At 17.9% G+C, this 22006-nt stretch carries 20 protein-coding genes and 1 tRNA gene; 15 read left to right on the top strand and 6 right to left on the bottom strand.

Annotated features, from left to right (window positions below; all coding sequences use genetic code 11):
- Positions 1 to 5 precede the first annotated feature (5 nt).
- The 4 genes from leuB (at position 6) to SMPSPU_RS00230 (ending at position 4062) form a co-directional block, all read left to right on the top strand.
- The gene (gene leuB / locus SMPSPU_RS00250) at positions 6 to 1064 is read left to right on the top strand and encodes a 3-isopropylmalate dehydrogenase (protein ID WP_041093745.1); all 1059 of its coding nucleotides are present in this window, start codon (positions 6 to 8) and stop codon (positions 1062 to 1064) included.
- Between the two features lie 16 nt (positions 1065 to 1080).
- The gene (locus tag SMPSPU_RS00245; protein ID WP_041093743.1) at positions 1081 to 1863 is read left to right on the top strand and encodes a TrmH family RNA methyltransferase; all 783 of its coding nucleotides are present in this window, start codon (positions 1081 to 1083) and stop codon (positions 1861 to 1863) included.
- Positions 1864 to 1865: 2 nt separating this feature from the next.
- Positions 1866 to 2468: a MarC family protein gene (locus SMPSPU_RS00240; protein WP_041093741.1), complete on the top strand. Its 603-nt coding sequence runs from the start codon at positions 1866 to 1868 to the stop codon at positions 2466 to 2468.
- Positions 2469 to 2814: 346 nt separating this feature from the next.
- On the top strand, positions 2815 to 4062 hold the full coding sequence (locus SMPSPU_RS00230; protein WP_041093737.1) for an aspartate kinase: 1248 nt from the start codon (positions 2815 to 2817) through the stop codon (positions 4060 to 4062).
- Here SMPSPU_RS00230 and dnaG read toward each other — a convergent pair.
- Positions 4054 to 5877, bottom strand: coding sequence for a DNA primase (gene dnaG, locus SMPSPU_RS00225; protein WP_041093735.1), 1824 nt, complete (start codon positions 5875 to 5877; stop codon positions 4054 to 4056). The genes SMPSPU_RS00230 and dnaG overlap by 9 nt on opposite strands.
- Positions 5878 to 6003: 126 nt before the next feature.
- On the opposite strand from dnaG, the gene atpB reads away from it, so the two are divergent.
- From atpB to gltX, 7 genes are all read left to right on the top strand, one after another.
- Positions 6004 to 7479 (top strand): F0F1 ATP synthase subunit A, encoded by a 1476-nt coding sequence (gene atpB, locus SMPSPU_RS00220; protein ID WP_231850134.1) that lies wholly within the window; start codon positions 6004 to 6006, stop codon positions 7477 to 7479.
- A 64-nt stretch (positions 7480 to 7543) separates the two neighbouring features.
- Positions 7544 to 7765 (top strand): ATP synthase F0 subunit C, encoded by a 222-nt coding sequence (gene atpE / locus SMPSPU_RS00215; RefSeq protein ID WP_013315505.1) that lies wholly within the window; start codon positions 7544 to 7546, stop codon positions 7763 to 7765.
- A 13-nt stretch (positions 7766 to 7778) separates the two neighbouring features.
- Entirely contained in the window at positions 7779 to 8252 is a 474-nt protein-coding gene (gene atpF / locus SMPSPU_RS00210; protein ID WP_041093730.1) for a F0F1 ATP synthase subunit B, read from the top strand.
- A gap of 2 nt (positions 8253 to 8254) precedes the next feature.
- Positions 8255 to 8800: a F0F1 ATP synthase subunit delta gene (locus tag SMPSPU_RS00205; RefSeq protein ID WP_041093728.1), complete on the top strand. Its 546-nt coding sequence runs from the start codon at positions 8255 to 8257 to the stop codon at positions 8798 to 8800.
- Positions 8778 to 10364 (top strand): F0F1 ATP synthase subunit alpha, encoded by a 1587-nt coding sequence (atpA, locus tag SMPSPU_RS00200; RefSeq protein ID WP_041093726.1) that lies wholly within the window; start codon positions 8778 to 8780, stop codon positions 10362 to 10364. The genes SMPSPU_RS00205 and atpA overlap by 23 nt, the downstream gene beginning before the upstream one ends.
- Before the next feature lie 10 nt (positions 10365 to 10374).
- Positions 10375 to 11178 (top strand): F0F1 ATP synthase subunit gamma, encoded by an 804-nt coding sequence (locus tag SMPSPU_RS00195; protein ID WP_041093724.1) that lies wholly within the window; start codon positions 10375 to 10377, stop codon positions 11176 to 11178.
- A 19-nt stretch (positions 11179 to 11197) separates the two neighbouring features.
- Entirely contained in the window at positions 11198 to 12700 is a 1503-nt protein-coding gene (gene gltX / locus SMPSPU_RS00190; protein WP_041093722.1) for a glutamate--tRNA ligase, read from the top strand.
- Here gltX and SMPSPU_RS00185 read toward each other — a convergent pair.
- The 4 genes from SMPSPU_RS00185 to SMPSPU_RS00165 all read right to left on the bottom strand — a co-directional run bounded on the left by SMPSPU_RS00185 (position 12635) and on the right by SMPSPU_RS00165 (position 17132).
- Positions 12635 to 13504, bottom strand: a complete 870-nt coding sequence (locus SMPSPU_RS00185) for a prolipoprotein diacylglyceryl transferase family protein (protein WP_041093720.1) — start codon at positions 13502 to 13504, stop codon at positions 12635 to 12637. The genes gltX and SMPSPU_RS00185 overlap by 66 nt on opposite strands.
- 549 nt (positions 13505 to 14053) lie before the next feature.
- Positions 14054 to 15721: a methionine--tRNA ligase gene (gene metG, locus SMPSPU_RS00175; RefSeq protein ID WP_041093715.1), complete on the bottom strand. Its 1668-nt coding sequence runs from the start codon at positions 15719 to 15721 to the stop codon at positions 14054 to 14056.
- Positions 15711 to 16283 (bottom strand): 50S ribosomal protein L25, encoded by a 573-nt coding sequence (locus SMPSPU_RS00170; protein ID WP_041093713.1) that lies wholly within the window; start codon positions 16281 to 16283, stop codon positions 15711 to 15713. The genes metG and SMPSPU_RS00170 overlap by 11 nt, the downstream gene beginning before the upstream one ends.
- Positions 16284 to 16292: 9 nt before the next feature.
- Positions 16293 to 17132 carry a ribose-phosphate pyrophosphokinase-like domain-containing protein gene (locus SMPSPU_RS00165; RefSeq protein WP_041093711.1) on the bottom strand — a complete coding sequence of 280 codons (840 nt, stop codon included), beginning with the start codon at positions 17130 to 17132 and terminating at the stop codon, positions 16293 to 16295.
- Positions 17133 to 17257: 125 nt separating this feature from the next.
- On the opposite strand from SMPSPU_RS00165, the gene SMPSPU_RS00160 reads away from it, so the two are divergent.
- A tRNA-Cys gene (locus SMPSPU_RS00160) sits at positions 17258 to 17328 on the top strand.
- A gap of 65 nt (positions 17329 to 17393) precedes the next feature.
- Here the strand turns inward: SMPSPU_RS00160 and rsmI are convergent.
- On the bottom strand, positions 17394 to 18089 hold the full coding sequence (gene rsmI, locus SMPSPU_RS00155; RefSeq protein WP_041094116.1) for a 16S rRNA (cytidine(1402)-2'-O)-methyltransferase: 696 nt from the start codon (positions 18087 to 18089) through the stop codon (positions 17394 to 17396).
- A gap of 3 nt (positions 18090 to 18092) precedes the next feature.
- Here rsmI and ybeY point away from each other — a divergent pair, with 3 nt between their 5' ends.
- Genes ybeY through glnS form a run of 3 tightly spaced genes read left to right on the top strand, consistent with a single transcriptional unit; the run spans position 18093 to position 22001 of the window.
- Positions 18093 to 18518, top strand: a complete 426-nt coding sequence (gene ybeY, locus SMPSPU_RS00150) for an rRNA maturation RNase YbeY (RefSeq protein WP_041093709.1) — start codon at positions 18093 to 18095, stop codon at positions 18516 to 18518.
- A complete protein-coding gene (gene mnmG / locus SMPSPU_RS00145; protein WP_041093707.1) occupies positions 18508 to 20364 on the top strand; it encodes a tRNA uridine-5-carboxymethylaminomethyl(34) synthesis enzyme MnmG in 1857 nt (618 codons plus the stop codon). The genes ybeY and mnmG overlap by 11 nt, the downstream gene beginning before the upstream one ends.
- Positions 20361 to 22001 carry a glutamine--tRNA ligase gene (gene glnS, locus SMPSPU_RS00140; RefSeq protein WP_041093705.1) on the top strand — a complete coding sequence of 547 codons (1641 nt, stop codon included), beginning with the start codon at positions 20361 to 20363 and terminating at the stop codon, positions 21999 to 22001. The genes mnmG and glnS overlap by 4 nt, the downstream gene beginning before the upstream one ends.
- The last annotated feature ends 5 nt before the right edge of the window (positions 22002 to 22006 follow it).

Here is a 22006-nt window from a genome sequence, read left to right as displayed (position 1 = left end):
ATTAAATGGAAAAAAATATAGCTGTTTTATCAGGAGATGGTATAGGACCAGAAGTAATTAATCAATCTTTAAAAATATTAGATGCTATAGGTCAAAAATATAATCATAATTTTATTTATCATAAATGTTTAATAGGAGGCATTTCTATAAAAAAAACAGGAATTCCTTTAACAAAGGATACTTTAGATACTTGTTTAGGATGTGATTCTATTTTGTTTGGAGCTATAGGAGATCCTAAATATGATAATAATCCTAATTTAAAAATTAGACCTGAACAAGGTTTATTAAAACTTAGAAAAAAAATGGGGTTATATTGTAATATAAGACCTATTAAAGTTTATAAATCTTTACTTAAAAAATCTCCAATAAAAAAAGCCTATATAGAAAACGTAGATTTTATTATATATAGAGAACTTACTAATGGTATATATTTTGGTAAAAAAGGAATCTCTAAAAATAGAAATAAAGCATATGATATATGTAATTATAATAAAAAAAATATTTCACGTATCGCAATACGTGCTTTTAAAGCAGCTTTAAAACGTAAAAAAAAAGTAACATTAGTTGATAAAGCAAATGTTTTAGCTACTTCTAGATTATGGCGTGAAACTTTAAAAGAAATAAATTTAAAATTTAAAGAAGTACAATTAGATTATCTCTTTATAGATAATGCTTCTATGCAAATGATTATTAATCCTAAACAATTTGATATATTATTAACTGAAAATATGTTTGGAGATATTCTTTCAGATGAAGCTAGTGCAATAGTTGGATCATTAGGATTATTACCTTCTTCTTCTATTGGGAAAAAAACTTCTATGTATGAACCTATACATGGATCATATCCAAAAGCTGCTGGAAAAAATATTGCAAATCCATTAGGATCTATATTATCTGTTTCTATGATGTTAAAAGATTTTAAAATGAATAAAGAAAGTTTATTAATAAATAAACTTGTAAATAATTCAATTAAAAATGGAATTTTGACTAAAGACATAAATTCTAAAAAATTTTTTTCTACTAAACAAGTAGGAGATTTTTTAGTTGATTCTATTCTTAAATAGAAAAAAAACAACACAAATGATAATATTTAGTATTAAAAATAATATTTTTAAATATTTTTATAAATTAAAAAAAATTAAAAAAAAAAAAAAATTAAATAATTCTTTTTCTGTTGAAGGACTTAAAGAAATTAAAATGGCCTTAATAGCTAATTATATACCAGAGTATATATTAATATATAATAAAATATGTAAATATGAATTTATTTCTAATTTTTTTATAAAAAAATATATGATAACATATTTTTTATATAATAAAATTTCTTATAGAAAAAAAACAGGAGGTATTATAGCCTCATTTTTTAAAAAAAAATTAAATATAAAAAATATGAAAATTTCTTTATCTGCTTTATTTTTAATATTAGAAGGAATAGAAAAACCAGGAAATTTAGGAGCTATATTCCGTACAGCTGATGCTGTTGGTATAGATGCTATATTATTATGTAATAATAAAGTAGATATATTCAATCCTAATGTTATTCGCTCAAGTTTAGGAACTATTTTTACCAATCAAATTTTTATAGCTAATTATAAAATAATAATTTCATGGTTAAATAAAAACCAAATTAAAATTATTTCAACATCAGTTAATAAAATTTATAATAATTTTTTTATTAAAAAAATAAAAAATAAATCTTTTGCAATTATAATTGGATCTGAATCCAAAGGATTATCAGATATTTGGTTTAAAAAAAAAAAAAATATTATTAATATTCCTATTAAAGGAAAAATAGATTCACTTAATGTTAGTACTTCTACGGCTATTATTTTATATGAAATTTTAAGAAAAAAATTATATTAATTATGGAACATATAAAATTATTTTTTACATGTTTTTTTATAATATTTAGTATTATAGATATAATAGGAAATGCTCCGATTATTATAGGATACCTAAAAACCGGATTTAAAATAAATGTAAATCAAATTATTTTCCTTTCATCAGGAATTTTTTTATTTTTCCTCTTTTTAGGAGATTATATTTTTAATATTTTTGGAATTGATATATATTCTTTTTCATTAGCGGGTTCAATCATATTATTTCTCATTTCATTAGAAATGATATTAGGTATTAATTTTAATAAAATTCAAAAAAGTGCACAAATATCAATTATACCAATTTCATTTCCATTAATAGCTGGACCAGGTTCTGTAACAACTTTAATCTCTTTAACAGAGAATTATGAGATAAAAATCATATTATTATCATTAATTATTAATCTAATAATAGTTTATTTTGTTCTAAAACATATTTCTTTTATAGAAAAAAAAATTAATAATGAATATTTAAATATATTTAAAATATTATTTGGAATAATATTATTATCTTTTTCAATAAAATTATTTGTACGTAATATTTGTTATATTTTTAATAGTGAAAATATTTTAAATTTAATTAAAACTTAAACAGTGGAAAAACAATATTTATATATATTATTAATAATTTTAATATTATTATTATTTATACAAATAATAAATTTTTATTTAAATAAAAATTTATTATTTAATAAAAATTTTATTATTTTATTTATAATAAATATCTTTTTCATTATAATTAATACTATATTAGTTATAATTGAAAAAAACTTATATATTTTATAATATTTTTTTTAAAAAAAAAAAAAGAAATCATCATATGATCTAATATTTTTACTTTTATAAATAAATAATAATTTTTATTTTTTTATTAAAATTTATATATATTTTTTTTTTTTTTTAAAAAATCATTTTATAATTTTAATAATTATTTAAAATGAAAATATATAAATTTGGAGGATCTTCTATAAAAAACTATAAAAGAATAAAAAATTTATCTAAAGTTATTAAAATTAATAAAAATAATAATAAAATTATGGTACTTTCAGCTATTGGAAAAAACACTAATAAACTTGAAAAAGTTGTAAAAAATTTTTTTATTAAAAATAATACATATATACAAGTATTAAATATATATAAAAATCATTTTAAAATAATAAAAAATTTATTTATTAAAAATCATTTTATTTTTAAATATATAAAATTTTTTTTTAATGAATTGATTTTTTTTTTTAAAAAAAAAAAATCAATCAAATATCATTTTATATATGATCAAATAGTTGGATCTGGTGAATTAATTTCAACTAAAATAGTTAGTGAATATTTAAATTTAATAGGATTTCCCAATTTTTGGTTAGATTGTAGAAATTATCTAAAAACGGATAATTCATATCGTGAAGCACACGTTAATTGGCAACAAACAAAAAAAAAAATAAAACAAATAAATAAAAATTTTTTTTATATAACTCAAGGTTTTATAGGAGCTGATAACAATTATTTTACTACTACTTTTGGTAGAGAAGGATCAGATTATACCGCATCAATTTTTTCATTTTGTTTAAATGCAGAAAGTCAAACTACTTGGAAAGATGTTCCTGGTATATTAAATGCAGATCCTAGATTTTTTTTAAAAAAAAAAATATTTAAAAGTCTTTCTTATAAAGAAACTCTTGAATTATCTTATTATGGTGCATCAGTTATACATCCTAAAACTTTATATCCTTTAAAAGAAAAAAAAATTCCATTATATATTCGTTCTTTTATTTTTCCTAAAAAAAAAGGTACCCTTGTAAGTGCAAAATATATTAATAATGTTATTACATCTTGTTTTATTGTTAAAAAACAACAAAAATTGATTTTTTTTTCGAAAAAAAAATTTTCTTTCTTTTTAGAAAAAGATATTAGTTTTATATTTAAATATATTTCATATTTTAAAATTAATTTTTTTTTAATTCAAAATTCTCCAATTAGTATTTCTATTTGTATAGAAGATAAATTTAATAATTTATATTTTTTAATAAAAAAATTAAAAAAAAAATTTATAATAAAATTATTAAATAATGTTTATTTATATACATTATTACATTATAATGTATATAATATAAATTTTATAATAAAAAAATATAAATTAATTTTAAGACAAATAAATTCTGATTATATTCAATGGATATTGAAATTAAATTAATATATTTAATTTTTTATTAATATTATTTTTTATTTTAGTTAAATTAATTGTTTTTAATAACAATTTTTTGTTTATTTTTTTTTCTCTATTTAAAATAAAAAATTTTTTTTTTATGATATTTGATATATAATACGATTTATATCGTAATAAAGTTTCAATAAAATATTGAGATATTTTTTTTTTATCTAAATTAAAAAAATCAAAATCATATTGATCAATTAATGATATTAATTTCATTAGATCTTTATAAAAAATTTTGTTAAAAAAAAAAGTTTTTTTATTTTTTAATTTTTTATTTATTACATTAAATACATATTTATGTTTTTCTAAATAAAAACAAAAATTATATATTTTCATTTGAAATATGAATTCTTCAATTATTGTTATTTTTTTATTTCCTTTTAAAGGAATATAATTATTTGATGTAATTATTACATTACCATATAATAAACTTATTTGTAATAATTTTTCTTCTAAAACTATTAAAGTCTTAAATTTTTTAGATTCATTTAAAATAAAATTAAATGATTTTTTTTTAAATTTATTTTTATTTAATAATAAAAATTCTATTTCAGATAAAATAATAGATTCATTAATATTTAATAATATACAAATTTCTTTTATATAAAGATCTCTAATTATTAGATCTGATATTTTTGACAAACTATTTATAATAGTTTTTATAAATATAATTTTTTGTTTTTTAGAATTTTTTTTTTTAAAAAAATTTAATTTAAAATTAATAAAATTAAATGTATTTTTTTTTAAAAAATTTATAATTTTATTATAATTTTTTTTTTTAAAAAAAGAGTCAGGATCTTCTTTCAAAGGTAAAGAAATAATTTTAATATGAATCTCTTGTTCAAGAAGAATATCTATTAAACGTAAACAAGAATTTATTCCCGATTCATCAGAATCATATATAATAGTAATATTTTTTGTAAAACGTTTTATTAAAAAAATTTGATTTAAAGTTAAGGAAGTTCCTAATGAAGCAACAACATTTTTTATACCAAATTTATACATAGAAATAACATCTGTATATCCTTCAGTTAAATAACAAAAATTATATTTTAATATATATTTTTTAGCTTGATATATTCCATATAAATTATTACCTTTATGATAAATTTCACTTTCAGGGGAATTTAAATATTTAGCTATATTTTTTTTTTCTGATAAAGATCTACCTCCAAATCCTAATATTAACCCAGATATACTATGTATAGGAAATATAATACGATTTATAAAAAAATCATTATTTGTATTATTATTAATTAATCCACTTTTTTTTAAAATTTTTAATTTAAATCCTTTTTTTAAAGCTGAATTAGTAAATTTATTATAATTATATGGAGCATATCCTATATCAAATTTATTTAATTGTTTTAAATTAAATTTTCTTTTTTTTAAAAAAAAAATACTTTTTTTATTTAAATTTAATTCTTTTTTAAAAAAAAATTTTGCATAATTATTAATTATAAAAATACTTTCTTTATAAGAATTTATAAATTTGTTTTTATAAGAATTTATAATTTCTATGTTATATTTTTTAGCTAAATATTTTATTGATTCTAAAAAATTTAATTTTTCATATTCCATAAGGAAATTTACAACATTTCCTCCTTTTCCAGAACTAAAATCTTTCCAAATTTGTTTTAATGGAGAGACTATTAAAGAAGGATTTTTTTCATTAGAAAATGGACTTAATGCTTTATAATTAACACCAATTTTTTTTAAACAAATAAAATCACTAATTACTTCTTCTACTTTTGAGATTTCAAATATTTTTTCTATAATTTTTTTATTAATCATAAAATATCTTATATATTTATTTTTATATAATTAACTTTCTTAAAAAGATCTCATAAAAAAAAAATATAAATAATACTTATGTTTTAGAAAACTTATGTTTATAGAAAAAATAAATTTTTTTAAATTATGTCACATAAAACCAATTTAAATTTTTTATTTATTTTTTTTTTTTGGTTTAGTCAATTAATTTGTTTAGATACTAAAACTAGAAATTTTTTTTTTAATAAAAAAATAAATGATAAAGATAAGAAAGAGATCTCTAATAAGAGAAATTATAAAAAAATAAATGATAAAAAAATAAATGATAAAAAAATAAATGATAAAAAAATAAATGATAAAAAAATAAATGATAAAAAAATAAATGATAAAAAAATAAATGATAAAAAAATAAATGATAAAAAAATAAATGATAAAAAAATAAATGATAAAAAAATAAATGATAAAAAAATAAATGATAAAAAAATAAATGATAAAAAAATAAATGATAAAAAAATAAATGATAAAAAAATAAATGATAAAAAAATAAATGATAAAAAAATAAATGATAAAAAAATAAATGATAAAAAAATAAATGATAAAAAAATAAATGATAAAGATAAGAAAGAGATCTCTAATAAGAGAAATTATAAAAAGATAAAGATAAATAATAAAGAAATTTTTAATCCAGCTTTTTTTATTAAATCTCATATTAGAGATTCTCACAAATGGCATTTGTTTAAAAAAAAAGATAAAGATTATTTTATTCCATTACCTATAATTTTATTTGATAAAAAATTAATATTATTTTTGTCATCAAAATTTGATAAAGGAAAAAACTTAGTTTTAAAAAAAAACAATTATTATAGATTATTTAATGAAAAAATATATAAAACTAATTCAGAAGGATATTTAGAAATAGATGATAAAGGTTATATTCTTAATAAGAATCCTTTGGATTTTTCTATAACAAAAAATGTTTTTGCATTAATAATATCTTTAATTATCTTATTTTTAATTTTTTTTAAATTATCTTTAACTTATAAAAATAAACAACCAAAATCAAAATTTCAAAACATTTTAGAATATATAATTCTTTTTATAAGAGATAAAATAGCTATTCCTAATATAGGAAAACCTTATTATAAATTATATTTACCTTTTTTATTAACAATATTTTTTTTCATTTTAATAAATAATCTTATAGGTTTAATTCCTACAGGACCTAATCTTACAGGAAATATTAGCGTTACTTTCACTTTATCTACAATTGTATTTTTTACAATAATTTTTAGTGCTAACAAAGATTATTGGAAAGATTTTTTGACTCTGCCAGAGATTCCCTTTTTAGTAAGACTTTTATTAATTCCAATTGAATTATTTGGTTTATTTATTCGTCCTCTAACTCTTTGTATACGTTTATTCGCTAATATTACAGCAGGACATATAATTTCAATGAGTTTTATCTCTTTAATTTTTATTTTTAAAAATTTATTTTCAATAATTATATCTATACCTTTTTCTATTTTTATTTTTTTATTAGAAATATTAGTAAGTTTTTTACAAGCATTTATTTTCACTTCTTTATCCGCATTATTTTTAGGTATTTCTATGAAAATGGATTAATTAACTTTTATAATTACACTTATTCAGTAGATTTTAAAATCTAATCATTAGATTTTTTTAATTTATGGATTCAAATTTTGTCGGATTATCTGTTTTAGGTGCCGGAATAGCAGTAGTAGGTGCAGGATTAGGCATAGGAAAAATTGGAGGTTCTGCTATGGAAGCCATAGCAAGGCAACCAGAAGCTTCAAATAAAATACAAACTGCTATGATAATATCTGCAGCTCTTCTAGAAGGAGCATCTTTATTTGGAATAGTAACGGCTTTATTAGCCGTATTAAAATAATTAAATATGATATATGGATTTAATGACGCCTGCTTTAGGTTTAATATTTTGGCAATCAATAATATTTTTAATTTCATTTATTTTACTTAGCAGTTTTGCTTGGAAACCAATCAATAATTTTATAGAAAATCGTGAAAAATTTATTTTAGATTCAATAAATGATGCAAAAAAAAAAAAAAATCAAATAAAAGAAATAAAAAATAAAAAAAATCAAATAATAAAAAAAACTGAAATAATGAAAAATTTAATTATAAATGAAGCTTTTAAAAGAAAAAAAAAAATTGAAAAAGAAGCTAAAAAAAAAGCAATTTTAATATGTGATTCTTTAATAAAAAAAACAAATTTATTAATAAATAATAATAAAAAAATGGCTTTAGAAGAATTTAAAAAAGAAATATTAAATAATTCTATTATTCTTTCAGAAAGAATTTTAAAAAAAAAAAATAATTTTTTTGTTAAAGATTTAATCCAAAATATAATTTATTAAAAATGAATTTAAAATATAAAATTTCTGTTAAAAGAAATGTTAATTGTTTTTTTTTTTATGTTTCTTCTTATAAGAAAGAAATTTTTATAAAAAATGAAATAGAAAAAATTTTATTTATTATAAAATATAACCCTATTCTAAATAATTTTATAAAATATTCATTTTTAGAAAATGAATATTTTAGTTCTTTTTTTAAAAAAAAAAACTTTTTAATTTTAAAATTAATTAATTTAATTATTAAAAATAATTTAAATTTTTTATTTATTAATATTCTTTTTAATTATATTATATTGTTTAAATCTAAATATAAAATAGATAATATTTTTCTTTTTTCAAAAGAAAAAATTAATATATTAATATATAATGTTTTTTTAACACAAAAAAAAGTTTACCTTTATAAAAAAAAAACAATAATTATAAATAATTATATTAATACCAATATAATTGGCGGATTTATTATTAAAAAAAACTTTAATTATTATAATTTTACAATTAATAATTTTTTAAAAAAACATAATAATCTTTATGTTAAAAAAACATTATGCTGATATATCAGTTTTAATTAAAAAAAAAATTTCAGATTTTAATTATAAAAATGATATAATTGAATCAGGAATAATAATTAATATAGGAGATGGAGTCGCTAATGTTTATGGATTAAATAATGCAATTTATGGAGAAATAGTTGAATTTGAAAATCAAATAAAAGGAATTGTTCTTAATTTAGAAGAAGAAAATGTAGGAATTATCTTAATTGATCCTTTTAAAGGAATAAAAGAAGGTGATAAAGTTATAAGAACCGGAATGATATTTTCTATAAATGTGGGAGAAGGTATGTTAGGTCGTGTTATAAATAGTTTAGGGGTTCCTATTGATGGAAAAGGACCTATTTCTGGAGAAGTTTTTTTAATGCCATTAGAAAGAAAAGCCCCAGGGGTCATTTTTAGAGAACCTGTAATAGAACCTCTACAAACTGGTATAAAATGTATAGATTCTATGATACCTATAGGAAGAGGGCAAAGAGAATTAATAATAGGAGATAGACAAACTGGAAAAACAACTATAGCTATAGATACTATAATTAATCAAAAAAAATTTAAGGATATGGAAAATCCAGTTTATTGTATTTATGTCTCAATTGGTCAAAAAGCTTCAACTCTAGCTAGTATAGTTAAATTATTAGAAAAAAATGAGGCTCTCTCATATACAGTTATATTAACTGCAAATGCTTCAGATTCTGCTGCAATGCAGGTTTTTGCTCCTTTTTCTGGTACGGCAATAGGTGAATTTTTTAGAGATACTGGACGTTCCTCTTTAATTATATATGATGATTTATCTAAACAAGCCGTAGCATATAGAGAAATATCTTTATTATTACGTAGGCCTCCTGGAAGAGAAGCATATCCAGGTGATATTTTTTATTTACATTCACGTTTATTAGAACGTTCATCTAAAATAATAAGTGATAACAAAGTTGCATCTAAAATGAATGACATACCAAAAAGTATAAAAACAAAAATTTTAGGTGGGGGTTCTTTAACATCTTTACCAATAATAGAAACACAATCTGGTGATGTATCATCATACATTCCTACAAATGTTATATCAATAACAGATGGCCAAATTTTTTTAGAAACCAATCTTTTTAATTCAGGAATACGTCCTGCAATAAATGAAGGTATATCTGTTTCAAGAGTAGGTGCTTCAGCACAAATTAAATCAATGAAAAAAATATCATGTACTTTTAAATTAGATCAAGCTCAATTTAGAGAATTAGAATCTTTTTCTCAATTTGGTTCTGATTTAGATTTTATTACAAAAAATATTATTGAAAAAGGAAAAAGAAATATAGAAATATTAAAACAATCAATTAATTCTCCTTATAGATTAGGAAATCAAATAGCAATTATATATGCTGGTACAAATAATCTTCTTAAAGAGATACCAATTAATAAAATTAAAAATTTTGAAAAAATTTATTTAAATAATTTAAATGAAAATTATCCCGAAATAATAAATTTATTAGAAAAAGGTAAATTAAATAATAAAATTAGATCAATATTAAATAATGTTGTATTAACATTAATTAATAATTTTACATTTAAAAATTAATTTTTTTATTATGTCTAATTTAAAAGAAATAATAAGTAGAGTTAAAACAGTAAGTTCTATTATAAAAATGACAAATGCCATGAAAATGGTTTCGTCTGTAAAATTAAAAAAATTTAAAAATAAAATTATCAATTTAAAATTATATAAAAAAAAAATAGAAAAATTTTATTTTATTTTAATAAATAAAAAAAAAATAAAAATAAAAAAAAATAAAAAAAATATACTATTAATAATAATAACATCAAATCGTGGTCTTTGTGGATCTTTTAATAATTTTTTGTTAAAAACAATAGAAAAATTAATTAAAAAAAAATATTTTAAAGAAAATATATATCTATTTCCAATAGGAAAAATTGGAAAAAAATATTTAGAAAAAAAATATCAAATTTTTTTATATAATAATAAATTAATTGATAATCTTAATGAAGAAAATTTATCTACAATAGTAAACATTTTTTATAAGAAATTTTTAAAAGGTTTTTTTAGTGAAATAAAAATTATATATAATAATTATAAATTAATTTCAATTAAAAAAATTTTACCTTTTAAAAAAAAAAAAATATATAATCTCAATTATATTTTTGAACCTTATAAAAAAAAAATATTAAAATTTTTAATTCCTAAAATATTAAAAATAAAAATATATAATTCTATTTTAGAATCAATAACTTCAGAACATTTATCAAGAATGATAGCAATGCATAAAGCAAAAGATAATGGAATTAAAATAAAAAATGAATTATTATTTTTTTATAATAAATTAAGAAAAGAAAAAATTACAAAAGAAATTCTTGAAATAGTTGGAGGAATTTAAGTCTTTTTAAAAAAAAACTATGAAAAAAATTAGAGTTCGTTTTGCTCCTAGTCCAACTGGACCACTTCATATAGGAAGCATTAGAACAGCTTTATATAATTATTTATTTGCTAAAAAAAATAATGGAAAATTTCTATTAAGAATAGAAGATACAGATCAATCAAGATTGATGTTTGGTGCTGAAAATTATATAATTGAATCTCTTAAATGGTGTGGAATTAAGACTGATGAAGGTCCAACAATTAAAGGATATTATGGACCTTATAGTCAATCAGAAAGAAATAAAATATATAAAAAATATATAAAATATTTATTAAATAATAATTTTGCTTATTATGCTTTTGATAAAAAAAAAAAATTAGAAAAATTAAGAAATGATTATAAAAAAAATGGAGATTTTTTTTTATATAATTATTCTAATAGAAAAAAATTAGATAATTCGTTAAATCTTTCTAATGAAGAAACTTTTTACAAAATAAATAAAGGAATACCTTATGTTATAAGATATAAAATACCAAAATATTCTAATATAGAAATATTAGATCTTATTAGAGGTAAAATTTATATAAATTATAAATCATTAGATGATAAAATTTTATTTAAATCTGATGAAACTCCTACATACCATTTAGCTAATGTAATTGATGATCATTTAATGAACATTTCTCATGTTATAAAAGGTGAAGAATGGTTACCATCTATGCCAATAAATTTACTTTTATATAAATCTTTTGATTGGGATCCTCCATATTTTTTACATTTACCATTAATATTAAATCCAATAGGAAAAGGAAAAATTAGTAAAAGAAATATAAATAAATATATTTTTCCAATTTTTCCATTAAAATGGAAAAAAACTAAAGGGTATAGAGAATTAGGTTATTCTTATGAAGCTTTTATAAATATGTTAGTTTTATTAGGTTGGAATCCTGGAGGTTCAAAAGAAATTTTTTCTTTAAAAGAATTAATATCAATTTTTGATCTTAAAAAGATTAATAAATCTTCGGCTAAATTTAATTATAAAAAAACAAATTGGTTTAATAATAAATATTTACAATTAAAATCATCTAAAGATATTTTTTTTTTTTTTAAAAAAGAATTAAAAAAACGTAATATAATTTATATTAAAAATAATTTAATTTATTTAATTTTAAATATTTTTAGAAAAAAATTTTCATTTTTACATGAAATTGTTGATAACACAATTTTTTTTTTTAAAAAAAAAATAAAATATGATTTGTTTTGTATAACAAAAATACATACTAATAATAGTATTAAACATTTACATCAAATTAAAAATTTACTTTTATATGTAAAAAAATTTGATTTTTTAAATATAAAAAAAAAAATTAATAAATGTATTTTTTATAAAAATATAAATAAAAATTATATTCTACAGCTTTTACGTTTATCTATGGTAGGATCCTTAAAAGGATTAGATATATTTTTAATTATATCAATAATAGGAAAAAAAGAATCTATAAAACGTATAATAAAAATTTTTAATATTTTTATTATTTAATAAATAAAATCCAATAATTATAAAAGGAATACTTAATAATTGTCCTGTATTAAAAATTTTTATTGTAAAATATTCATTTTTTTGAGGTTCTTTTAAAAATTCTAAAATAAATCTAATTAAACAGAGAAAAAATAAATTTTTTTTAAATTTTTTTTTTTTTAAAAAAAAAATAATTATATTAGATAATAATAAATATAAAATAGATTCATATAATTGAGAAGGATGTCTTTTTATATGAAAAATCTTATCATAATGTATTTGTATAAAATATATAGAAAAAATTATATTGCATTTTTTTCCTAAAATTTCAGAATTAAATAAATTGCCTATCCTTATTAAGGAACTACTTAAAGTAAAAATAAGACAAATTTTATCACAAAGCCAATTTTTTTTTTTTTTAAAAAAAAATTTATTATATATTAATATTGATATTAATAAACCTATAGCGGCCCCATGACTAGATAATCCTTGATATCCTATAAATTTATAATTTTTTATAAAAAAAAAAAAATAAGAATTTATTTTCTTATGAATTGGAAAAATAGCTTCAATTATGTTTTTTTTAAAAAAAAAAAAATTATAAAATATTATATGAAATATTCTTGCTCCAAGCAGAAAACCTATTTGACTATATAATATAAAATAATCTATTTTTTTTAATCCTAATTCATTTTTTTTAAAAATTAAAAATATTTTTTTTACTCCAAAAAAAAAACATACTATAAATAGTATACTATATGTATATATATTATAACCACATATATTTATTAATTTAATTGGATCCCAATTAATATATAATATCATATAACTTTTATCATATAATATGTCTTTAAATTTATTTATTATTATAAAATTTACCTCTTATTTTAAAGTTTTTAATAAAAAAAACTATTAGTAAGTAATTTAATAATATTACCCTACCCTACCCGACCCTAAAAACTAATACTTTTATAAAAAAAATTTTATTACATTTATTTTTCTCAATCTTTTAAGAAAAAGAAAAATAATTATTATTAATATATAATTCTTAATTATAGAAGAATTCTTATCGAAATAATAAAACATTAAATGTTTATCTAGAAAATATATAAGATTTATTATTTTTTTTTTAATTATTAATAATTCAGAAATTCTTAAATTGGCTAATTTAGAACCTATAGTAAATACTAAAAAACTCTCTAAAAAAAAAGACTTATATTTTTTTATATTTAATTTTGGCATCTTTTATTTCACTTTTTATAAAAAAAATTATATAATTACTAAATCTCTAAGAAAAATGAGATAAATAATAATTATTTTTTATTTATATTAAATACTAATATACTATATCTTTTTTACTTAAAAAAAAGAAGTTTATTCATAATTTTTAATTAATTTTTTTATTTTTTTAAATAAAAAATTAAATTCTAATAATTTTAATCCAGGTTTTACAATTTCATTACTTTTTAGTATAAAATTCCATTTTTTTTTTTTTAAATTTAACATTTTTAAAATTTTTTTAGATGTAAAAGGTAAAAAAGGATTTGATAAATATCCTAATGCACCTATTATTTGTAAAGATATATATATAATAGTTTTAACTCTTTTTTTATTTAATTTAAATTTTTTCCATGGTTCTTCTAAAGTTAAATATTTATTACCTAAACGTGCTAAATTCATAAATTTAATAAGAGCATATTTAAAATTATATTTTTCTATAAAAAATCCTATTTTTAAAGTACTTTTTTTTATATTATCTAATATATATAAATCTTTTTTATATAATTTATCTGAATAAGGCACTTTTCCATTAAAATATCTCTTTGTAAGAACAACTACTCTATTAACAAAATTTCCTAAAATTGAAACTAATTCTGAATTATTTTTTTGTTTAAAATCTTTCCAACTAAAATTAGTATCTTTTGTTTCAGGCATATTAGAAATAAGTACATATCTTAAAACATCTTCTTTATTTGGAAAATCTTCTAAATATTCATGTAACCATACAGCCCACTTTTTAGAAGTAGATATTTTTTTATTTTCAATATTAAGAAATTCATTAGCAGGAACATTATCTGGTAAGATATAATTACCATGAATTTTAAGCATAATAGGAAATATTATACAATGGAATATAATATTATCTTTTCCTATAAAATTAATAATAGCAGTATTTGTATATTTCCAATATTTTTCCCATTTTTTCCCTTTTTTTAAACTCCATTCTATAGTAGAGGAAATATATCCTATAGGAGCTTCAAACCATACATATAAAACTTTTCCAATATTATTAGGAATTGGTATAGGTATCCCCCAATTTAAATCTCTTGTAATCGCACGAGTTTTTAATCCTTCATTAAGCAATGATTTTATTTGTCCATAAACATTTTTTTTAATTTTTTTTTTATTTTTTATACATTTTTCTAAAAAATTTTGATATTTATTTAATGGTAAATACCAATGTTTAGTTTTTTTTAAAATTGGTTTTACTCCAGTAAAATAAGAATAAGGTTTTATTAATTCTTCAGGAGAAATGGAAAATCCACATTTTTCACATTGATCACCATATGCTATATTATAATTACATTTAGGACATATTCCTAATATATATCTATCAGGTAAAAATTTATTGACTTTATTATCATAATAATGTTCAGTTTCTCTTTCAAGAATTTTTTTTTTTTTATAAAGTTTTTTAAAAAAAGATATAGATGTTTTATAATGTATTTTAGATGTAGTACGTGAAAAATTATCAAATAATATACCGATTTTTTTTAATGATTTTTTTATTAATATATGATATTTATCTACTATTTTTTTTTTAGTTAAACCTTCTTCTTTTGCTTTTATTGTTATAGGTACACCATGTTCATCTGTTCCAGAAATAAAAATAACTTTTTTACCATTATATTTAAGATAACGCACAAATATATCTGCTGGTAAATAAACTCCTGATAAATGACCAATGTGTATTGGTCCATTAGCATATGGTAATGCTGCGGTTACAGTATAACGTTTTTTATATATATTTTTATTTTTCATGTACTTCTTTTATATAAGTTCTAGACGATTTTATTGACGCTATTACTTCATTACTATTATGAAGTATAATATACTTAGGATTATATATATTTTTTATATATAAACTATCTCCTATATCTAAATTATTAATATTTAGATCTATATGATCTAATATATCATCAGTAATTATTTTAATTTTAATTTTATTTAAAAATAATTTATATTCCCCTCCTTTAGAAACTCCTAAAGAATGACCTACAGATATTATAGGAATTGAAATAATAATATATTTATCTTTTTTTAATTCAAAAAAATCTACATGTATAATTTCATCATTTATTGGATTAAATTGTATTTCTTTTAAAATAGCTTCTATTTTATTTTCATTTTTAATTGATAAAATTACTTTATATACTTTATAAGTTAAAATTATTTTTTTTAATATTGATAATAATAAATAAAATTTTATATTTTTATTTTTACTATATATTATACAAGGTATATAACCATAATTTCTTAATTCACTATTATATTTTTTTTTTATTTCTTTTCTTTTTTTTCCTTGAATATTTATACAATTCATTTAAATATATTATTTTTTTGTTATAAAATGCATAAATTCTGCAAAAATGTTTGCACAAGTTAAAATACTAATTTTAGTTAATAATTTTTTATTATCTATTTCCATTGTATTACTTACTATAAGTTCTTCTAAAAAAGATTTTTCTATATTTTTATATGCATTTTCTGATAAAACTGGATGAGTCACAATAGCTCTTATACTTTTAGCACCTTGGTTTTTAAACATATTTGTTACCATTAAAAGAGTATTTGCTGTAAATAATAAATTATCTATTATAAATAGATTTTTATTTTTTATATTTTCATATTTTATATTATTCATAAGTTTATTTTTTTTTTTAAAACAAAAAACGATATCAGTTTTTAAAAATTTAGCATATATATTTGCTCTATCAACTCCTATATTATAATTATAAGCTATTGATATATTATCTAACTTTTTTTTTTTTAAATATTTTTTTAAAATTATAGAATAATCTATATATTTTATATTAAAAATATATCGCATTAAATTTAAATCCATTGTAATAATTTTTTTTATTAAAGGAAAAGCCATTAAATGGCTAAATAAATGTTTTATAAAACAAAAATCATTTTTTATATTTAATTTAAAAAATGGAATAATTAAAATTATATTTTTTACTCCTACACGGAATGCTTCATTACACATAAATAATAATTCATTTACATCATCTATATGATGTAATATAGATCCAATTAAAAAAATACTATATCCTCTAACAGATTCAGAAAATTTTTTACTATATATTATATTTCCATAATAATGAGCTATTTCCTTTGAAAGGTTAAAACTCTTTTTCATTGAAAATAAAAAATATTTTTTTTTCATAAAAAAAAATATTTAATTTAATTACTATTAATATAAGTAATTTTAAAAAAAAAATTTATTATATTATAAATAATTTTAAAAATTAATAGTATATTTTATACTACTTTTGTTAAAATTTTTAATTTGGCACTGTGGCCGAGTGGCAAGGCAAAGGTCTGCAAAACCTCTTACAGCGGTTCAAATCCGCTCAGTGCCTCATTTTTTATGTAAAGGATTTTTTTTTAAAAAAAATAATAGTAGGTTAGATAAGTTTATATATTGTTAATAATTTAACGGATTATTACAACTTAATTTCTTACCTTCTAATAAGAGAACAAACTCTCCTTTTGGTTTTTTATTTTCAAAATAAAAAATTATATCATTTATATTTCCTATAATAGTTTCTTCAAATTTTTTAGAAATTTCTCTACAAAGAGAGATTTTTTTATTTATATTTCCTATATATTTTTTTATTATATATAAAGTATTTAAAATCCTATAAGGACTTTCATAAATAATAATGGTTCTATTCTCTTTACAAAGAATTTTTATTTTTTTTTTTTTAAATTGTTTATGCGGTAAAAAACCAATAAATGTAAATTCATTTATATTAAAACCTGAATTTATTAATGCTGGTATAAAAGCAGTAGCTCCTGGAATACAAGAAACTTTTATATTATTTTTTATACAATGTCTTACTAATAAAAATCCTGGATCAGATATAATTGGTGTACCTGCATCAGCAATTAAAGCTATATGATTTCCTTTTTTTAAAAATAAAATTATATTTAATATAATTTTATATTCATTATATGAATGATATGATTTTAAATTATTATTTATATTATAAAAATTTAATAATTTTTTAGAATTAATAGTATTTTCTGTTAAAATAAAATCTACTTTTTTAAGAATACGAATTGCTCTAAAAGTTATATCTTCTAAATTTCCTATAGGGGTAGGAACAATATATAACATAATATGATAAATTATTATTATGAAACAATATTTCATTTATATAATGAAATTTTTTTTTCAAAATTTATTTTTTTTGTTGTAAGTAAAGAAAAAAAAAATATTAAAGAATTAAATTTTATTTTTTGTGATGATAATTATTTAATTAATATTAATAAAAAATATCTTAATAAAAATTATTATACAGATGTTATTACTTTTGTAAATTATGAAAATAAAAATTTATATGGAGATATATTTATTAGTATAAAAAGAATTAAATATAATTCTTTTAAATTTAAAAAATTATTTTTTAATGAATTAAAACGTGTAATGATACATGCTTGTTTCCATTTAATAGGATATAAAGATAAAAATAAATTTGAAAAAAAAATAATGTATAAAAAAGAAAATTTTTATATATTTATTTTTAATAAAAAATATGTTTGTTAATCAATATGATGTAATTGTAGTAGGTGGTGGTCATTCTGGATCAGAGGCCGCTTTAGCGGCTTCTAATCTTGGATCAAGAACCTTATTAATTACAACCAATTTATATAATATAGGACAAATGTCCTGTAATCCCGCAATGGGAGGAATTGCAAAAGGACAAATTATTAAAGAAATTGATGCATTAGGAGGTTATTCAGGAATAATAACCGATAAAAGTATAATTCAATTTAGAATGTTAAATAAATCTAAAGGTCCTGCAATGTGGAGTCCAAGAGCTCAATGTGATAGATTCAAATTTTCTAAAGAATGGCGTTTAACTTTAGAAAAAAATGTAAATTTAGATTTGTATCAAGATACAGTGATAGATTTAATAATTAAAAATTATAAAGTAATTGGAGTAAAAACAATTTTTGGAATTTTTATTAAAAGTAAATCAGTAATACTTACAAATGGAACATTTTTAAATGGGATTATTCATATAGGAAATAAAAAAAATAATGGTGGAAGAATTTCAGAAAATTCTGTAAAAGGATTAACAGAAAAATTAAAAAAAATGGGATTTTTATCAGGAAAAATGAAAACTGGAACCTCTCCTAGATTAGATGGTAATTCATTAAATTATTCTAAAATGATTGAACAATTAGGAGATTCTCCTATAGAACCTTTTTCTTATTTAAGTAAATTAAATATAAAAAATAAAAAAAAATGTTATATTACATATACAAATGTAAAAACTCACAAATTATTACGTGAAAAATTTAATAAATCTCCTCTTTTTAATGGCAATATTAAATGTGTAGGTCCTAGATATTGTCCATCTATTGAAGAAAAAATTTATAGATTTTCTAATAAAGAAAATCACCAAATATTTGTAGAACCAGAAGGAGTTAACACTAGAGAAGTCTATATTAATGGATTTTCTACTTCTATGCCAGAAAAAATTCAATATAAGGCATTAATTACAATTCCTGGTTTTGAAAAGGCCAAAATGATTAGACCAGGATATGCCATAGAATATGATTATTTTCCTCCTACACAATTAAAAAATAATTTAGAAACAAAATTAATTGAAAATCTTTTTTTTGCTGGTCAAATAAATGGAACAACAGGATATGAAGAAGCAGCAGCACAAGGATTAATAGCGGGAATAAATGCTAATTTAAAAATTAATGAAAAAAAACCATTTATTATAAAACGTAATGAAGCTTATATAGGTGTACTTATTGATGATTTAATTTATAAAGGAACAGAAGAACCATATAGAATGTTTACTTCAAGAGCTGAATATAGAATCTTATTAAGACAAGATAATGCAGATGAAAGATTAACTAATATTGGAGAAAAACTAGGATTAGTTAGTTTTGATAGAATTAAAAAATTAGAAAAAAAAAGAAAAAAAATAAAAAAATGTTTATTTTTTTTTAAAAAAAAAAAAATAAATTATATTATAGCAAATAATTTTTTATCTAAAAAAGAAAATATTAAAATATGTGATTTATTATCTAGACCAGAAATTTATATAAATGATATAATAAAATATTCTTTAATAAAAGATTTTATAAAAAAAAATAATATAAATAAAAAAATTTTAGAACAAATATCTATTTTAATTAAATATAAAGGATATTTACTAAAAGAAGAAGAAAATGTAAAAAAAATGTTAAGATTAGAAAACATACGTATACCAAATAATTTTAATTATAATAAAGTTAAATCAATATCAATAGAAGCTATGGAAAAATTAATAAATTATAAACCTAATTCTATTGGAGAAGCATCTAGAATAAGTGGTGTATCTCCTTCAGATATAAGTATATTAATTCTTTTTTTAAGAAAAAAAATATGAAAAAAATTAATTTTTTAGAAAAAATTATAAAAAAAGATTTAGAATTAGGATTTCCTATAAAAAAATTACTTTTTAGATTTCCACCAGAACCTAATGGTTATTTACATATTGGGCATGCTAAATCTATTTATTTAAATTTTAAATTAGCAAAAAAATATAAAACTTCAGTAATTTTAAGATTTGATGATACTAATCCAATAGAAGAAGAAAAAAAATTTATTGATTCTATTAAAATAGATATTTGTTGGTTAGGTTTTAAATGTAAAAAAGAAACTTATGCTTCTAATTATTTTTATAAACTTTATTATTTTGCTAAACACATTATAAAAAATGGAAAAGCTTATGTAGATGATCAAAAAAAAAAAAAAATACAAGAACAAAGAAAAAATACTTTTGAATATGGTATAGATAGTCCCTATCGAAATAGATCAATAAAAGAAAATATTTTTTTATTTAAAAAAATGAAAAATGGATATTTTTATGACGGTGATTGTGTTTTACGTGCTAAAATAGATATGAAATCACCAAATATGAATCTTAGAGATCCTATAATGTATCGTATAATAAAAAAAAAATTACATTATAGAACAAATAATAAATGGTGTATATATCCTACTTATGATTGGACACATGGTCAATCAGATTATATAGAAAATATATCACATTCTTTATGTTCTTTTGAATTTGAAAATCATAAACCATTATATAATTGGTATTTAAATAATATAAAAAAAAAAAAGTTAATTCCTAAACAATATGAATTTTCTAGATTAAATTTAAATTATAATATTTTAAGTAAAAGAAAATTACAAATTTTAGTAAAAAAAAATATTGTAAATGGATGGGATGATCCAAGAATGCCAACTATCTCAGGACTTAGAAGAAGAGGTTATACTCCAGAATCAATAAATAATTTTATTAAAAATATTGGTATATCAAAACGTATCAATAATATTGATATATCTCTTTTAGAATTTAGTATTAGAAAACATTTAAATAAAATTTCATCTAGAGTAATGGTTGTATTTAATCCAATATTAATTATAATTGAAAATTATCCATCTGATAAAGTAGAATGGTTAAATTCTGAAAATAATCCTGAAGATATAAAAAAAACTTATAGAAAAATACCTTTTTCAAAATATCTATATATAGAAAATAACGATTTTATGGAAAAAATAAAAAAAAATTTTTTCAGATTATCTTTAGGTAAAGAAGTACGTTTAAAAAATGCTTATATATTAAAAGCTCATAATGTATATCGTAATTTAGATGGGAATATTAAAAGTATATATTGTACTTATGATAAAAATAGTTTATCTAAAACTGGTACTTCAAGTAAAAGAAAAATAAAATCTACATTACATTGGGTCTCTAAAAAATTTTTTATTAAAATTAGAATAAATATATATAAAAATATTTTTATAGAAAAAAATCCTGATATATTAAAAAATAATAATTTTATTAATTTTATTAATAATGATTCTTTTAAAACTAAAATTGCATATGCAGAACCTGCATTAAGAACAGCTACTATTAAAAATAAATTTCAATTTCAACGAATTGGATATTTTTGTTTAGATAAAAAAAGTAATAACAAAAATTTGTTGTTTAATAAAACAATAAATATAAAATAATTTAA

Source organism: Candidatus Karelsulcia muelleri PSPU, assembly GCF_000829155.1.
GTDB classification, from domain to species: Bacteria; Bacteroidota; Bacteroidia; order Flavobacteriales; family Blattabacteriaceae; genus Karelsulcia; species Karelsulcia muelleri_A.
Note: the sequence above shows the minus strand (reverse complement) of the source record. Positions and strands in the feature narration are given on the sequence as shown.

Bases quoted from the DNA above. Each gene is read 5' to 3' on its own strand.
- leuB (WP_041093745.1), top strand. From the start codon at position 6: ATGGAAAAAAATATAGCTGTTTTATCAGGAGATGGTATAGGACCAGAA.
- SMPSPU_RS00245 (WP_041093743.1), top strand. From the start codon at position 1,081: ATGATAATATTTAGTATTAAAAATAATATTTTTAAATATTTTTATAAA.
- SMPSPU_RS00240 (WP_041093741.1), top strand. From the start codon at position 1,866: ATGGAACATATAAAATTATTTTTTACATGTTTTTTTATAATATTTAGT.
- SMPSPU_RS00230 (WP_041093737.1), top strand. From the start codon at position 2,815: ATGAAAATATATAAATTTGGAGGATCTTCTATAAAAAACTATAAAAGA.
- dnaG (WP_041093735.1), bottom strand. From the start codon at position 5,877: ATGATTAATAAAAAAATTATAGAAAAAATATTTGAAATCTCAAAAGTA.
- atpB (WP_231850134.1), top strand. From the start codon at position 6,004: ATGTCACATAAAACCAATTTAAATTTTTTATTTATTTTTTTTTTTTGG.
- atpE (WP_013315505.1), top strand. From the start codon at position 7,544: ATGGATTCAAATTTTGTCGGATTATCTGTTTTAGGTGCCGGAATAGCA.
- atpF (WP_041093730.1), top strand. From the start codon at position 7,779: ATGGATTTAATGACGCCTGCTTTAGGTTTAATATTTTGGCAATCAATA.
- SMPSPU_RS00205 (WP_041093728.1), top strand. From the start codon at position 8,255: ATGAATTTAAAATATAAAATTTCTGTTAAAAGAAATGTTAATTGTTTT.
- atpA (WP_041093726.1), top strand. From the start codon at position 8,778: ATGTTAAAAAAACATTATGCTGATATATCAGTTTTAATTAAAAAAAAA.
- SMPSPU_RS00195 (WP_041093724.1), top strand. From the start codon at position 10,375: ATGTCTAATTTAAAAGAAATAATAAGTAGAGTTAAAACAGTAAGTTCT.
- gltX (WP_041093722.1), top strand. From the start codon at position 11,198: ATGAAAAAAATTAGAGTTCGTTTTGCTCCTAGTCCAACTGGACCACTT.
- SMPSPU_RS00185 (WP_041093720.1), bottom strand. From the start codon at position 13,504: ATGATATTATATATTAATTGGGATCCAATTAAATTAATAAATATATGT.
- metG (WP_041093715.1), bottom strand. From the start codon at position 15,721: ATGAAAAATAAAAATATATATAAAAAACGTTATACTGTAACCGCAGCA.
- SMPSPU_RS00170 (WP_041093713.1), bottom strand. From the start codon at position 16,283: ATGAATTGTATAAATATTCAAGGAAAAAAAAGAAAAGAAATAAAAAAA.
- SMPSPU_RS00165 (WP_041093711.1), bottom strand. From the start codon at position 17,132: ATGAAAAAAAAATATTTTTTATTTTCAATGAAAAAGAGTTTTAACCTT.
- rsmI (WP_041094116.1), bottom strand. From the start codon at position 18,089: ATGTTATATATTGTTCCTACCCCTATAGGAAATTTAGAAGATATAACT.
- ybeY (WP_041093709.1), top strand. From the start codon at position 18,093: ATGATAAATTATTATTATGAAACAATATTTCATTTATATAATGAAATT.
- mnmG (WP_041093707.1), top strand. From the start codon at position 18,508: ATGTTTGTTAATCAATATGATGTAATTGTAGTAGGTGGTGGTCATTCT.
- glnS (WP_041093705.1), top strand. From the start codon at position 20,361: ATGAAAAAAATTAATTTTTTAGAAAAAATTATAAAAAAAGATTTAGAA.